This is a genomic window from Erwinia sp. S38 (genome assembly GCF_016624545.1).
Classification (GTDB): domain Bacteria; phylum Pseudomonadota; class Gammaproteobacteria; order Enterobacterales; family Enterobacteriaceae; genus Erwinia; species Erwinia coffeiphila.
Window position 1 is genome coordinate 121,138 of record NZ_JACVTS010000015.1, and the last position, 14,939, is coordinate 136,076.

Genomic DNA, 14,939 nt, shown 5'->3' on the forward strand with positions numbered 1-14,939 from the left:
TCAGGCTGCCTGATTGAGGGTTAACGGTCGCAGATCGGCCAGTGAGTAAGAAACGGAAAGCTGCCCTTTGCGGAACTTCACGCTGCTAATCAACACCTGCCCAATCCGATCGGTACTGATGACGTGCGTACCACCGCAGCTGTAAAACGGCAGTTCACCCCAGGTGATACGACGTATGCCCTCCGGCATAGTCTGCTGACGCGGCAGGGCCTGGTTCACCAGTTTATTGACTTTATCACAGAGTAATTCAGCATCGGGGACGGTCTGCCCAGCGGCTGCGGCTGCAAATACCACCCGGCCTTCACCGGGACGATGGTTGCCCTTAATCGCCTGCCAGCCCAGATCCTCGCCCACGGCGGCAATCAAATGCCCGGCGGAGTGCATACGGGTATTCAACTGCCGACACTCTGCATCCACCGCCATGGCGCACTCGCCCACCGGGAGTGCACTGTCGGTAACATGCACTATTTCATCCTTCTCCTGAAATACACCCAGCACGCTGGCATCACCAATCATACCGATGTCATAAGGCTGCCCGCCGCCCTGCGGATGGAACAGCGTTTCTGACAGAACAGTATGGAACCGGCCGTCTTCCGCCAGAGTGGATGATAGAACGGTCGCTGCGGCACGGAGGCTATCGCTTAAAAGATACAGTTTGCTGGTCATCGGCCCTCACCGGTGTTGATTTACAATCAATGTTGATGTTTCAACAATTTGTTTATATTCTTATCCAGAATGATATCTGACACAACGAGTTTTTATTGATGACTGCCAGTACCGATAAATCACTGCTGATTGGCCAGCTTAGCGCCGTTATGGACGCCTTCGCCTCCGTTGCGGGTCGCCATATCGAGGTTGTTTTACACGATCTCGCGCAGCCGGAAACGTCGGTAATCAAAATTATCAATGGGCACGTTTCCGGCAGAAAACCGGGCAGTCCGCTGCTGGATGCACCGGATAATGACAGGGGATTTCTCGGCCTGCTTAATCCTTCCGCAGCCCCGTTGGATCGGGAACCCACGGTTTTTAACCGCTATCCAACGACCAGCCTGCAGGGAAAACCGCTACAAAGCTCAACGGTGTTCTTCAAAGATGAAAACGGCAAACCCCAACTTTCACTCTGTTTTAACGCCGACAACAGCGCGATAAATGCGGCACGCGAGGCCTTAGCTATTTTGCTGCCTCAGGAAGCGGAGGAAAAACAGGAGCAGGACATCGGGCTGGAGGAAAAGCTGGATGAGATTATCCGTGCCTGCATTTCCCCCACGGGGCAGCTCAGAACCGGAGCCACTAAGCAGGAGAAGGTCGAGATTGTTCGCCAGATGCAAAACCGGGGGATGTTTATGGTGCGCGGCGGGGTTGAGAAAGCGGCAAAAGTGCTGGGCGTAACGCGTTACACCATTTACAACTATCTTGATCAGATTAAGAAGGAAGCGGGTCCGACAACGTTGCCCACTGCAAAGCCAGCTGAATAAACGCCCGGGCAGCGGCGCTTTGATAGCTATCCCGATGCTGCAGGATAACCGCCGTTCTTTCCAGCAGCGGCGGCTCAAGGGTAATTCCGGTCAGCAACGTATTTTCCCTGGCGATTGCCGCGGGTAACAGCGTTGCTAACGGCGCACAGCGGATGATTTCGACTACCGCGTTGACCGAATTTGCTTCCATGACCACCCGAGGGCTCAGCCCGTTTTGCCAGCAGCAGCGATCGATCTGCCCGCGTGTGGCAAATTCTGTACTCAGCAGCACCAGCGGCAGCGCATCCAGGACCTCTAAAGGCAAACTCGCGTGTTCCCCAAGAGGATGGCCGCTACCGACGACCAGCACCAGCGTTTCCCTCAGCAGCACCTGCGCTTCGATTTCCTGTGCATATCCCCCTGCAAAGCCAATACCCGCATCCAGTTCGCCTGCGCATAGTTGTTCCTCAATACGCTCCTGCGCCATCTCACGAATGCTGACGTTGATATCCGGGTAGCGCTGATAAAACGCGGCCAGCAGCGGCCCAATCAGCCATGAGCTAAAGGTTGGCGTTACAGCAATCCGCAGCAGACCGCGACGCAGGTCTGCAACATCGTGGATCGCCCGTTTCCCCTCCTCCAACCCCTGTAGAGTCCGCCGGGCATAGTCCAGATAAACCCCTCCCGCATCGGTCAAACGAATGCTTCGGCCGCTTCGGTCGAAAAGCGCCGCGCCCAGATGCGCCTCCAACTGCCTGATCTGCTGAGACAGCGCCGGCTGAGAGACATGCAGCGCCTGAGCTGCGCGGGTAAAGCTTTGATGCTCGGCTACGGCCAGAAAATAGTTGATATGTCGAAGCAGCATGACGCCATCCCATAAGTAGAACCAATAGACTTAATCATAAATGAATATTTTATCTTATGTGAACTCATCCTTACCCTTCTGCGAACGATAAGTAATGAGAGTGATGTGATGAGTCTGAAGATAACAAACGGCCCGATGCTGCTGGTTCTGGTGCTGGTTGGCCTCAACATGCGTCCTCTGCTGACCTCGGTGGGACCGCTGCTGCCGCAGCTTCGCGATGCCAGCGGAATGAGCTTTGCGCTGGCTTCACTGCTTACTGCTCTGCCGGTGGTGGCAATGGGGATAATGGCGCTGGCAGGAGAGTGGCTGAGTCAGCATCTCAACGAGCGTAAAACCGTCGCGCTGAGCCTGGTGTGCATCGCCGTGGGCGCACTGCTGCGCGAACTGGCTCCTCACAGCACACTCCTGTTGAGCAGTGCATTAATCGGCGGAATTGGCATTGGCCTGATTCAGGCCACCATTCCTGGCATCATTAAGCGGCTCTTCGGCCACAGTACACCCGCGGTTATGGGACTGTGGTCGGCTGCACTCATGGGCGGGGGCGGACTGGGTGCGGCAGTGACCCCGTGGCTGGCACAGCATAGCGAGGTGTGGTTTCACGCGCTGGCGTGGTGGTCGCTACCGGCCATTCTGGCGCTCACCGGCTGGATGGTCATCAGTCAGTCCGCCATTCGGCCACCGAATAAAACATTATCTGCCCCTCGGCTACGGTTACATGTCAGCCCGCGCGCATGGCTGCTCGGGCTGTACTTCGGGCTGATTAACGGCGGGTATACCAGTCTGGTCGCCTGGCTACCGCCCTATTATATGCAGCTGGGGTCCACGCCGCAGTCCAGCGGCAGTCTGCTGGCGCTGCTGACGCTGGGCCAAACGGCAGGCGCGCTACTGACGCCAATGCTGGCGCGTCATCAGGATCGGCGTCGGTTATTGCTGATTGCGCTGATGATGCAGCTGGTGGGATTCTGCGGTTTTATCTGGCTACCGCAGCAGCTGCCGGTTGGCTGGGCGCTGATTTGCGGGGTGGGCCTGGGCGGCACCTTCCCGCTGAGCCTGGTGCTGGCGCTGGAGCACGCTTCCCATGCACCTCTTGCCGCACGGCTGGTGGCTTTTATGCAGGGCATCGGTTTTATTATCGCCGGGGTATCACCCTATCTGTCCGGATTCCTGCGCAGCGCCACCGGCGACTATCTGGCCGACTGGATCTTTCACGCCGCCTGCGTGGCAGGTCTGATGTTGCTGACGCTGCGCTTTGCTCCGTCGCGCTATCCCTCCGAGTGGCAGGCGGCTTCCCACCAAAAAATCATCTGACGGAATAGGGTCAGGCTCAACTCGGTGATGTTTTTTTGGACGATCGCCCCTGGTTTGTTCATATTACCAGGGGAAGATAATGCGCCAGGCGGATACGGTGCAGCAGCCGGAGCACGCTCGCGCACAGTATTACTGGTTTCTGTCATCCCCGAATCGCTGATTAACAGGAAAAACGCATCATGTCCCAATACCCTGCTATTGCACTTATCGGCCCAGGTGCGATTGGCACCACCGTCGCGGCAGTGTTACATGAAGCTGGCCGCACACCCACGCTCTGTGGACGTACCGCCCACGACAGCCTGCTGCTGCGCGTGGACAACCACCGCATTGAAATCCCCGGCCCGATCCTTACCCATCCTTCCGCTGTTCAACAGCATTACGACCTGGTGTTCGTGGCGGTAAAATCCACTCAGGTTGCAGAAGCCGCACCGTGGCTGGCGGCACTGTGCAGCGCAAAGACCGTGGTTTGCGTACTGCAAAACGGCGTTGAACAGCGTTCACTTTTTGCGCCTTACCTCTCCGCACAGCAGATCCTGCCCTCGGTCGTATGGTTCCCCGCACAGCGCGAAACGGGAAATACCGTGTGGTTGCGCAGCAGCCCGCGCCTCACCCTGCCGGATGTAGCGGAAAGTCATCGGGTGCTTGAGGCGCTGCAAGGGACACGCTGTGAGGTTGATGTCACCACCGATTTCACGCAGGTAGCCTGGCGTAAACTGATGCAAAATGCGCTGGCCGGATTGATGGTCCTGACCGGCCGCCGTGCCGGGATGTTTTCTCGCATTGATATCACCGGCCTGTCGCTTGCGCTGCTCCAGGAATGCCTGGCGGTGGCGCGTGCAGAGGGAGCCGCGCTGGGGGATGAGGTTCCGCAGGAGATCCTGGCCTGGTTCCATCGTGCGCCTGCCGACCTCAGTACATCAATTTTGACCGATCGTCAGGCGGATCGCCCACTGGAATGGGACTGCCGCAACGGTGTGATCCAGCGACGAGGCCAGGCGCACGGCATTGCAACACCGATTAGCGACCTGATTGTTCCCCTGCTCGCCGCCGCCAGCGACGGACCGGGATGATTACGGCGAGCTGGCATTCTCGTCAGGTGCCAGATGCGCGCGAATAGCGATATCAATTTTAATGCGGTCGTCGACCAGTATGGCCAGACGATCCATCTTAAATGCCGAGCGGGAGATAGTCGTGGTGGCGAACAGCACCAGTTCATCAGGCGATGATAATGCCTGCTTTCCAGCCATTGTGGCTTCAAGGATCACCGGGCGCTGAATGTTTTTAACCTGCAGCAGACCAAAAATTTTGTACTGCCCGTGGCCCTTATCGACCACGCGTGTACTGGTGAAAGTGATATTGCGGTAGCGAACTGCGTCAAAAAACAACTGACTTTTCAACTGCCAGGTAAGCATATCGTTAGAGGCTTTCAGGGTAGAAACCGGAATTTTGACGTTGATGCGGTCGTTATAATCATGGCCGGGGTCCAGCGAGACTTCTCCGCTGACACCGCTGAGCCGTGCCTGAGAGAACGTGTCGCCGAAAGCATTCCATGACAGTGCGATATCGGTCCGGTCGGTCGCAACCTGATAAGTGAGGGGCGTCGCGTGCAGCAACGGGCTGGAAAGCAGCCCGAAAGCCACCAGCGTGGCGATGCGGGTCATACCGTAATTCTCCTCAAAACAGACCGGATGCACAAACGCCCGGCTTAGCGAGTTGTTGGGGAACTCAATGACTAAAATTCGATGCACCACGGCTTGCAAGCGGGTAAGAGGGAACATTTCGCTCCCAAAAACAGGGCATACATTACGGTATTCATTCAACTCAGGGTGATGCAGGAAATGCGTCTTTTACTTGCCGCTATCTTTAGGATAACGTGGCAAATTATCCTCTCTACTTCAAAAGGAATGCCCATGGCGATACGCGCTGTTCTGTCCGAAAAATCCCGTCTTTTCATGCTGATGCTGCCGGTTTTTGGCTGCTTTTCAGCGCAGGCGGCCTCTTTCGACTGCCAGAAAGCAGCGACGCCGACGGAGCGAGCAATCTGTGCCGATAAGGCACTCAGTGATAAGGATGCGTCAATTGCTGACAGCTATCAGCAGCTGGTTGCGGTGCTGCCTGAAGCAGAAATCAATACTTTGCGCACCGAGCAGCGCGGCTGGCTGAAACAACGCAATAGCTGCGCCGGCGACAGCGCATCGCTCAATTCCTGTCTCGATCAACAGTTAACTCTACGTGAAGGTGCACTCAGCGCGCGGCTACATCCGGCGCAGGCGGCGTTAGATGCGGTGATTGCCACCATCCCGACAACACCAGCCCAATCGGCGATACAGCTGCGTCACTACAGCAGCAGCCCGCTGGCCGCGGCCTGGCTGGTCTATCTACATCAGTTTATTCCGACCAGCGGCGTCAGCCAGCAGGAGGCACAACGGGCCGAAAATACCGCCATTGCTGCCATCACCGCACAGGACAGTTTTGCCGCCTCGATTTTGCAGGATACGCGAAAAGATCCAAAAACCTCACGGGATGAAGCCGTGCTGATGCTGCTGCGCATGACCATTGAAATGAACGGCTACGGCGCAGAAGATCGCCCCTACGTTCACTGCTTCGTTTTTGCCCGGCAGGGGGATGCGGCTTACCAGGCATTCGGCCCGCTCTACGGTTCCAGCCGTGATGGTTCCGCGCCCATCTGTGCTCCGCAGGGTGGACTGTTTAAACAGGAGGCCTGGCGGCAGCTGCGTAATCAGCTGACTGCGCCGGAAAGCGCGGTCAGTGCCAATGCGGGCACCATCCGCTTTGCCAGCTTCGCCGCCTGGCGCATCCTGGCCCTGCGCGCCACGCTGTCACCGAAAAGTTTCCTGAAATCAGAACAGGACACGGAACAAAACGGCGATCCGGCGCAGCGCATTCGCGACTGGACCGATGAAAAGAACTGGCCTGCCACCCAACGACAGCTGACGCTGGCGGCTATCGAACCCGCCCGGCAGGCCACCAGCCAGTGGCTGCAGCTGGAGCGTGGTTTTTCCGCTAGTGATGCTGAAACCGCCGCACAGAATATCATAAAACAGTGGCTTAACCAGCATCTGGATTATATTTCCGAGAACAGCGACAGCGAATAATTCCGCAAAAACAATCTTAAAGCCATATAATTTGCCTTTATGTGCGATTTGTTCGGTGTATAATTCCAGCATTTTCACCGATCATTTAAAGGAAGAAACGATGAAAACGCTATTTTCAACTCTCTCTGTTTTGCTGCTGGCCGGCTCCGTCTCGGCCATCGCGGCCTCCGGTACACCACCGGAAGGCAGCCCGAGCCAACAGCCGCTGGAGAAAATTGCGCCGTATCCGCAGGCCGAAGCGGGAATGACCCGCCAGGTGATTACCCTGCCGCCGAAGGATAATGAGCGGGATCTTAAAGTAGAGCTGCTGATCGGTAAAACGCTGGAAGTGGACTGTAACCGGCATATGATTGGCGGCACGATCAAGCGTGAAACGCTCTCCGGCTGGGGCTATGACTATCTGGTCGTTGAGAAGCTTTCCGAACCGGCATCGACCATGATGGCCTGCCCCGATCGCGCCAGACAGCAAAAATTTATCGCCGCCAACCTGGGTGAGGATGCCTTCCAGCGCTACAACAGCCGCCTGCCGATTGTGGTCTACGTACCAAAAGATGTGCAGGTAAAATACCGCATCTGGCAGGCCTCTGAGACGATAAATCAGGCCACCGAAAAATAAGCATAGCCTTCCCACTGGCGGGATTCGCCGCCGGAGGGAAGGTCAGAATCCGCTGACTTCAATCAGCATAAAAAACCCCTCAGCGTGAATATTCATGCAAATTTTTTCATAAAGCGCTTTTAATCTGCTGCAATCTGATTACACTGTTTTTTTCTCATTTATTCTTAAGGCAAAGGCTGTAATGAGTCAGAAATATCGTGTGTTCATCGACGGTCAGGCGGGTACGACCGGTTTGCAAATCCAGCAGCGTCTGGCCCGTCATCTCCACATCGAATTACTCAGCATTGACGACGCACAGCGCAAAGAAGCGTCTGCCCGTCAGGCCCTGATGAAACAGGCTGACGTCACTATCCTTTGCCTGCCTGACGCCGCCGCACGTGAAGCCGTTGCGCTGGCTGATGAAGTCGGTGCCCGTGTGCTTGATGCCAGCTCGGCGCACCGCGTGCAGGACGGCTGGGTTTATGGTCTGCCAGAACTGGATGCCGGTCAGCGCGAGAAAATCCGCCAGGCCAGCCACGTCTCCAACCCTGGCTGCTATGCCACCGGCGCTATCGCCCTGATCGCCCCACTCACCCGCGCCGGACTGCTGGCCGCCGATCGTCCGCTGGCGATCAATGCGGTATCGGGATACAGCGGCGGCGGTAAAGCGATGATTGAAAAGTACCAGCAACAGGGTACTGGCTTTGCCGCCTACGGCTTGGGCTTCGATCATAAGCATCTGAAAGAGATGCAGGCCTGGGGCGGATTGAGCACCCGGCCGATCTTCCAACCGGGCGTGGGTGACTATGCACAGGGCATGCTGGTATTTATTCCGCTGAACGATACCGACGGCGAGCCGTTGCAGCGTGAGCTGGCGGCGTTCTATGCCGGTCAGCAGTTTATCCAGGTCCGCGAGCTGAATAATCTGGATGGCGATACCGCGCCATACCTGCTGCCGGAAGCATTAAACAACAGCAACAATATGGAGCTGTTCGTCTTTACCCATCCACAGCAGCGCCAGACGATACTGGTTGCGCGCCTGGACAACCTCGGTAAAGGCGCGTCCGGGGCTGCCGTACAGAACCTGAATATTATGCTGGGCCTGGCGGAAGAAACCTGCGTTAATCTGTAACTGCTTTTAAGCCGGGAACTATAATGTTCCCGGCTCTCCGCCCGCTGCGGCGGCAAAAGTCCCCATCTGAGTTATATTTATCCGCATCCCTCCCCGTATTGCACCCCAGTGCACACGCGGGATTGTAACGACGGTATTCGCAGCACGTGATTCACAACCCCGGATATCCATCACACCCGAACGGGCAACGCGCCCGTCGCGAAGAAAGGCAGGAGCCAAAACGTGACGCTGTACGACATCAAACCCAAATTTCAGAACCTGTTAAGACCGCTGGTTGCCCGTCTGCATGCACGCGGCGTAACCGCTAACCAGGTCACCCTGCTGGCCATGCTGGCCTCGATCGTGCTGGGCGGCATCTTGATCGCCTTCCCGCATCCGCTGTTATTTATTTCCCTGCCGATTTTCTTGTTTCTGCGCATGGCGCTGAACGCCATCGACGGCATGCTGGCGAGGGAGTTCAACCAGCAGTCCACCCTGGGTGCGGTATTGAATGAAGTCGGCGACATTATCTCCGATGCCGCACTCTATCTGGCTTTTGCTTTTGTGGCCGGTATTTCGCCGTGGCTGGTGATTCTGGTGGTGCTGCTCGCCTGGCTGACGGAGTTCTGCGGGATAATCTGCCAGACGCTGACCGGCGTGCGCGACTATCGCGGCCCGCTGGGGAAAAGCGATCGCGCCTTCGTCTTCGGTGCCTCAGGCCTGATCATAGCCCTCTGGCCGCAGTATATCGCCGCGTTTAACGTGGTATTTGCCGTCTGCGCCCTGCTGCTGGTCTGGACCTGCATTAACCGCTGCCGCAGTGCGATTGCGGCGAAAACCGCCTGAAAAAAGGAAACGGCCATGACTCAGCCATCACGTGAATATCAGGAAGGCACCTTCGCCACCAGTGACGGAGCCACGCTCTATTTTCGCCACTGGCCCGCTGCGGAAAGCGGCAGCCGTAAAGTCATCGTGCTGTTTCATCGCGGGCACGAACACTCCGGGCGATTGCAGCACGTTGTCGATGAGCTGATGATGCCCGACACGCACTTTTATGCCTGGGACGCACGCGGCCACGGCCACACGCCCGGCGAGCGCGGATACAGCCCAAGTCTGGCTCGATCGGTGCTGGACGTTGATGAATTCGTGCGCTTTGTTGCCCATGATGCACAGGTTGGCCTGGAGGATATCGTGGCTGTTGCCCAAAGCGTCGGCGCGGTTCTGCTCGCCACCTGGGTACACGATTACGCACCGAAAATACGTGGTATGGTGCTGGCATCACCCGCCTTTAAGGTCAAACTGTATGTGCCTTTTGCCCGCGCGGGGCTGGGATTAATGCAGCGCATACGCGGGCTGTTTTACGTCAATTCCTACGTGAAGGGGAAATTCCTCAGCCACGATCCGCAGCGCATCGCCAGCTTCGAACAGGACCCGCTGATTACCCGGCAAATCGCCGTCAATATCCTGCTCGATCTCTACAAGACCGCCGAACGCATTGTCTCCGATTCTGCTGCTATCACCCTGCCGACCCAGCTGCTGATTTCCGGCGATGACTTCGTGGTGCACGCTAAACCGCAGAAGCAGTTTTATGCCGGTCTGCGCAGCGCAATCAAAGAGCAGCATATCCTGCCCGGCTTCTACCACGACACGCTGGGTGAGCAAGATCGCCAGCTGGCGTTCGATAAGATGAAAAACTTTATCGACCGTCTTTATACAACTGCGCCTTACGTCTTTGACTATGGTCAGGAAGATCGCTGGAGCCCGAGCGCGGACGCCTTTCGCGAACTCCAGGCACCGCCAAATTCACGCTCGCCGCAGGGGCTGTTTTACGCCGCGATGCGCTACGGCATGAAAACCATCGGTCGGCAGTCTGCGGGAATGCGGCTGGGCTATGAAACCGGCTTTGATTCCGGCAGCACGCTGGATTATGTCTACCGCAATCGACCGGAAGGCAACGGCATACTGGGGCGGGTCATCGATCGTCAGTACCTGAACAGCATCGGCTGGCGCGGGATTCGGATACGCAAAGAAAACCTCCAGCGGATGATTAGCACCGCGGTAGCGCACCTGCAGCAGGCTCATCTGCCGGTACATGTGGTGGATATTGCTGCCGGACACGGCCGCTACGTGCTGGATGCGCTGGAACACCAGCCTGGCGTCGACAGCATTCTGCTGCGGGATTACAGCGATCTCAACGTGGAGAAAGGACAGGCGATGATCGCCGAACGCGGGCTGAGCGAGCGGGTACAATTCCGCCACGGCAATGCGTTTGATACCGAATCCCTGGCCGCGCTCGATCCGGCACCCACACTGGGCATCGTCTCCGGGCTGTATGAACTGTTCCCGGATAATACACTGATTAAAGCCTCGCTGGCCGGGCTGGCGGCGGCGATCCCACCGGGCGGCGTGCTGGTATATACCGGGCAGCCGTGGCATCCGCAGCTTAAAACTATCGCCTGGACGCTGACCAGCCATCAAAACGGCATGCCGTGGATTATGCGCGTGCGCAGCCAGAAAGAGATGGACACGCTGGTGGAAGAAGCCGGTTTCGAAAAGCGCCAGCAGGCGATTGATGAATTCGGCATTTTCACCGTATCGCTGGCGGTGAGAAAGCCCCATGGCTGATGCGGCTATCGCACCGGGCCGTTATCGTCTGTGGATACAGGGGCTTTGCTGGCTGCTGCTGCTCGGGCCGCTGTTCTTTCTCAGCTACGGCCAGGTCAACCATTTTACCGCTACCCGCGCCGATGTCGGCAGCCTGGTTTTCAGCTGGGAACACGCGATCCCGTTTATCCCCTGGACCATCGTGCCCTACTGGAGCATCGATCTGCTGTACGGCCTTTCGCTGTTTATCTGCACTTCTCAGCGCGAGCTGACCCGCCATGCCTGGCGACTGCTGGCGGCGTCGCTGGTGGCCTGCGTTGGATTTTTACTTTTCCCACTGAGGTTCACCTTTAGCCGCCCGGAATCACCGGGGATCTTCGGCTGGCTGTTCCACCAGCTTGAACAGTTCGACCTGCCCTATAATCAGGCGCCCTCACTGCATATTATTCTGGCCTGGCTGCTGTGGCTGCGTTTTCGCCAGCATGTGACTGGCCCTATGCGTTGGCTGGTCGGTGGCGGATTCTGGCTAATCGCGGTGTCGGTGATGACCACCTGGCAGCACCATTTTATTGACGTGCTGACCGGTATTGCGGCGGGTATCGCTATCAGCTATGCCATTCCGATGTCGGGTAGCTGGCGCTGGCAGCGGCCCTCTTCTCGCGCCCGGCGGCTTGGTGCACGCTATGCCGCTGCTGCGCTGCTGCTGGGGCTTATCGCGTGGGCGATGCCTTACTGTACTGTGCTGCTTTGGCCCGCTGCCGCGCTGCTGATGGTGGCAGCCGGGTATGCCGGGCTGGGAACTCGCGTATTTCAGAAAACGCCGGAGGGCCAGATATCGCTTTCGGCCCGCTGGCTGCTGTGGCCTTATCTTGTCGGAGCCAGGCTGTCGAAACGCTGGTTTTCCCGCCGGTTACCCGCGTCGTCGGCGATTTCAGGCGGTGTATCCCTCGGCGGTTTTCCCGATAAGGCGTCACCGCAGGCGGCCGTGCTGGATCTGACCGCCGAATTTCATCACCGCCCCGAACCAGGAACTGTCTGGCACAGCTGTCCAATGATGGATCTGCTGGTGCCGGAAATTGCCGATCTGCATCGTGCGGTGGACCGGCTAAGCCTGCTGCGTCAGTCGCATGAAACGCTGCGGGTCTGCTGCGCCCTCGGCCTGTCCCGCAGCGCGACGGTGGTGGCAGCCTGGCTGCTGACGGCAAAACATGCCGACAGTGTTGAAGCTGCGGTGGCCATGGTCCGCTCGCAGCGACCTCAGGTGGTGCTGACGCCGGATCATCTCCGTCTGCTGGAACGCTTTAAGGAGGCGCTATGCCCGACATCCGTATGACGCAGCGCGTGATTCATATTCATCTCGCCAGCTGGCGCTTCTTTTCCGCGCTGGCCCTGCCGCCGCTGTTGCTGGCCCTGCTTCTGTTCGGGTCATATCAGAGCGCGTTATTGCTGCTGCTGTTTCTGCTGACGCAGTATTACTGCTGGCGTCTGTGGCTGGATGAGCGGCTGTTTCAGCTGGTAAACAGTGATGATGACCTTGCCGCATTTGACGCCGGGATGGCCCGCCTGTGGGCCGTGAAACCCGGGGCTACGCGTTCACTGGAGGATCGCTGGCTGGGCGCGCGGCGGATACTGCATCGGGCAATCTGTGCGTTAGCCTGCCTCTGGCTGGTAGCGATATTTTCCACGCTGTGGATGATTTAGTCAGGCACTGACCTGAACCTGCCGCCGATGCCGTTATTCATCCGACTTTATGGATAAATAACGTATTATCGGCACGGTTTTTCCCACCGCCTTAAGCGCAAAAATACCCCTCTGACTCACATTTTCCGGCCTGCCTCCCTGACCAAATGCGAAAAGTCGTCTAAAGTTTTTCGCAGGGTCAATAGCTTACAGATCAACCGGATCTGGACATGGAGAAAAGCCGATGAGAAAAGTCGAACAACGTCGATTGATTACGCGCCTGATTTATCCGCTCCTGCTGGCGGGAATCGTCGCGGCCAGCTGTACGGCGCAGGCGGAAGATAATCAGCGGATGCTGAGCAGTAATCCGCAGCCGCCGGATGTGCGTCTCGGACCGCTGTATCACGCCGTTCAGGCAGCAAAACTCTACCCGGACCAGAAAACCTTCGCCGATGCGGTGCCTCACGGCGATCCGACCGCTATTCTCGCCGACTGGCAGATGCAGAAAACCCAGGGCAATTTTGACCTGAAGCGCTTTGTAAATACCAACTTTACGCTGCCCGCAGAGGGGGAAAAGTATGTACCTCCCGCCGGGCAGAGCCTGCGTGAACATATTAACGGCCTGTGGCCGGTGCTGACCCGCTCCGCCAGCCAGGCTAACCAGTGGGATTCCCTGCTGCCGCTGCCGAAGCCCTATGTGGTTCCGGGTGGTCGCTTCCGCGAAGTCTATTACTGGGACAGCTATTTCACCATGCTGGGGCTGGCGGAGAGCGGTCACTGGGATCGCGTGCAGGACATGGTGGACAACTTCGCCTCTGAGCTGGATAAGTACGGCCATATTCCGAACGGCAACCGCAGCTACTACCTGAGCCGCTCACAGCCGCCATTCTTCAGTATGATGGTCGATCTGCTGGCCACGCATGGTGGCGACGAGGTTTACAGCAAATATCGCCCGCAGCTGCAAAAAGAGTACGACTACTGGATGGCCGATTCCGACAGCGTGGCCGCCGGTGCCGCCAGCAAGCGCGTAGTGAAGCTGAAAGATGGCACGGTGCTGAACCGCTACTGGGATGCGCGTGATGTGCCGCGTACCGAATCTTACATGGATGACATCAGCACCGCCGATAAAGCCAAAAATCGTGAAAAGGCTGCGCTGTATCGCGATCTGCGTGCGGGTGCGGCCTCGGGCTGGGATTTCAGCTCGCGCTGGTTCGATAAGCCCGACGATCTCAGCACTATCCACACCACGCGCATCGTTCCGGTCGATTTGAATGCGCTGGTGTTCCACCTGGAGAAAACCCTGGCAAAAGCCAACCGGATCGCCAAAGACGATGCGGCAGCGAAGCGTTTTGATGCGCAGGCGGAAACCCGCAAGCAGGCAATCAACCGCTATCTGTGGGATGAAAAACAGGGGTGGTACGCGGATTACGACTGGCAGAAAGCCAGCGTGCGCCCACAGCTGACCGCAGCAGCGCTGTTCCCGCTCTACCTGCAGGCGGCCACCGATGAGCACGCAAGCAAAACCGCCAGTGCCGTCCAGGCGCAGTTGCTGAAGGAGGGGGGTCTGGTCACCACGACCGTTAATAACGGCCAGCAGTGGGATGCACCTAACGGCTGGGCGCCGTTGCAGTGGGCCGCCGTTGAGGGGTTGAATCACTATGGCAAGCAGGCGCTGGCGAAAGAGGTCGGCATGCGTTTCCTGCAGAATGTGCAGGCGACCTACGATAAAGAGCACAAGCTGGTGGAAAAATACGTGGTGGAAGGGAAAGGTCTGGGCGGTGGCGGCGGCGGCGAATATCCGTTACAGGACGGTTTTGGCTGGACCAACGGGGTTACGCTGAAGCTGCTGGATCTGTATTGCCCGAAAGATAAGACCTGTAATAACGTGGGTGATATTGGGGTGGAGAAAGCGGCGCAGTAGCGTGGATTCACTTTTGTAGAGGATTGCCTACCCGCTGTTTTGAGGGCGATTTGCTGTCTGCCATCATGGTGATGGCGCTGACTGGTGGTTTTCCCTAATGGGCGGTCCTCGCGCCGCGATGCGATACCTTCACTTCTTTCGTCAGCCTTTTGGACTAGTGCAGACGGGGCTACATAACCGATGGCAACGCAGACTGGCAGTTTTCCCTAATGGGCGGTCCTCGCGCCGCGATGCGGTGCCTTCACTTCTTTCGTCAGCCTTTCGGACCAGTGCAGACGGGGCGTC

14 protein-coding genes are annotated in these 14,939 nt (G+C 57.6%); 11 read left to right on the plus strand and 3 right to left on the minus strand.

Translation table 11 applies throughout. The features are described from left to right. Entirely contained in the window at window positions 1-666 is a 666-nt protein-coding gene (locus tag IBT46_RS17285; protein WP_200546678.1) for an alanyl-tRNA editing protein, read from the minus strand. A 98-nt stretch (window positions 667-764) separates the two neighbouring features. On the opposite strand from IBT46_RS17285, the gene IBT46_RS17290 reads away from it, so the two are divergent. After that, window positions 765-1,475: a transcriptional regulator gene (locus tag IBT46_RS17290; RefSeq protein ID WP_200546679.1), complete on the plus strand. Its 711-nt coding sequence runs from the start codon at window positions 765-767 to the stop codon at window positions 1,473-1,475. Here IBT46_RS17290 and cynR read toward each other — a convergent pair. Further along, window positions 1,423-2,319, minus strand: coding sequence for a transcriptional regulator CynR (gene cynR, locus IBT46_RS17295; RefSeq protein ID WP_200546680.1), 897 nt, complete (start codon window positions 2,317-2,319; stop codon window positions 1,423-1,425). The two genes, IBT46_RS17290 and cynR, sit on opposite strands and share 53 nt — an antisense overlap. Window positions 2,320-2,454: 135 nt before the next feature. Between cynR and IBT46_RS17300 the strand changes: the two genes are divergently transcribed. Together IBT46_RS17300 and IBT46_RS17305 are read left to right on the plus strand one after the other, a co-directional pair. Next, window positions 2,455-3,627, plus strand: coding sequence for a cyanate transporter (locus tag IBT46_RS17300; protein WP_200546698.1), 1,173 nt, complete (start codon window positions 2,455-2,457; stop codon window positions 3,625-3,627). A gap of 179 nt (window positions 3,628-3,806) precedes the next feature. After that, the gene (locus IBT46_RS17305) at window positions 3,807-4,697 is read left to right on the plus strand and encodes an oxidoreductase (protein ID WP_200546681.1); all 891 of its coding nucleotides are present in this window, start codon (window positions 3,807-3,809) and stop codon (window positions 4,695-4,697) included. Here the strand turns inward: IBT46_RS17305 and IBT46_RS17310 are convergent, their stop codons facing one another. Then, on the minus strand, window positions 4,698-5,405 hold the full coding sequence (locus IBT46_RS17310; protein WP_370569487.1) for a YceI family protein: 708 nt from the start codon (window positions 5,403-5,405) through the stop codon (window positions 4,698-4,700). Window positions 5,406-5,537: 132 nt separating this feature from the next. On the opposite strand from IBT46_RS17310, the gene IBT46_RS17315 reads away from it, so the two are divergent. The 8 genes from IBT46_RS17315 to treA all read left to right on the plus strand — a co-directional run bounded on the left by IBT46_RS17315 (window position 5,538) and on the right by treA (window position 14,654). Continuing rightward, a complete protein-coding gene (locus IBT46_RS17315; protein ID WP_200546682.1) occupies window positions 5,538-6,743 on the plus strand; it encodes a lysozyme inhibitor LprI family protein in 1,206 nt (401 codons plus the stop codon). A 100-nt stretch (window positions 6,744-6,843) separates the two neighbouring features. Continuing rightward, entirely contained in the window at window positions 6,844-7,359 is a 516-nt protein-coding gene (gene eco / locus IBT46_RS17320) for a serine protease inhibitor ecotin (RefSeq protein ID WP_200546683.1), read from the plus strand. A gap of 181 nt (window positions 7,360-7,540) precedes the next feature. Further along, window positions 7,541-8,470: an N-acetyl-gamma-glutamyl-phosphate reductase gene (gene argC / locus IBT46_RS17325; protein WP_200546684.1), complete on the plus strand. Its 930-nt coding sequence runs from the start codon at window positions 7,541-7,543 to the stop codon at window positions 8,468-8,470. A 222-nt stretch (window positions 8,471-8,692) separates the two neighbouring features. Beyond that, a complete protein-coding gene (locus tag IBT46_RS17330; RefSeq protein ID WP_200546685.1) occupies window positions 8,693-9,295 on the plus strand; it encodes a CDP-alcohol phosphatidyltransferase family protein in 603 nt (200 codons plus the stop codon). 15 nt (window positions 9,296-9,310) lie between these two features. After that, window positions 9,311-11,074: a bifunctional alpha/beta hydrolase/class I SAM-dependent methyltransferase gene (locus IBT46_RS17335; RefSeq protein ID WP_200546686.1), complete on the plus strand. Its 1,764-nt coding sequence runs from the start codon at window positions 9,311-9,313 to the stop codon at window positions 11,072-11,074. After that, window positions 11,067-12,386: a phosphatase PAP2/dual specificity phosphatase family protein gene (locus IBT46_RS17340; RefSeq protein WP_200546687.1), complete on the plus strand. Its 1,320-nt coding sequence runs from the start codon at window positions 11,067-11,069 to the stop codon at window positions 12,384-12,386. The genes IBT46_RS17335 and IBT46_RS17340 overlap by 8 nt, the downstream gene beginning before the upstream one ends. After that, window positions 12,368-12,754: a hypothetical protein gene (locus tag IBT46_RS17345; protein ID WP_200546688.1), complete on the plus strand. Its 387-nt coding sequence runs from the start codon at window positions 12,368-12,370 to the stop codon at window positions 12,752-12,754. The genes IBT46_RS17340 and IBT46_RS17345 overlap by 19 nt, the downstream gene beginning before the upstream one ends. A gap of 223 nt (window positions 12,755-12,977) precedes the next feature. Continuing rightward, complete coding sequence (treA, locus tag IBT46_RS17350; protein ID WP_200546689.1) at window positions 12,978-14,654, plus strand: alpha,alpha-trehalase TreA; 1,677 nt, start codon at window positions 12,978-12,980, stop codon at window positions 14,652-14,654. Window positions 14,655-14,939 lie beyond the last annotated feature (285 nt).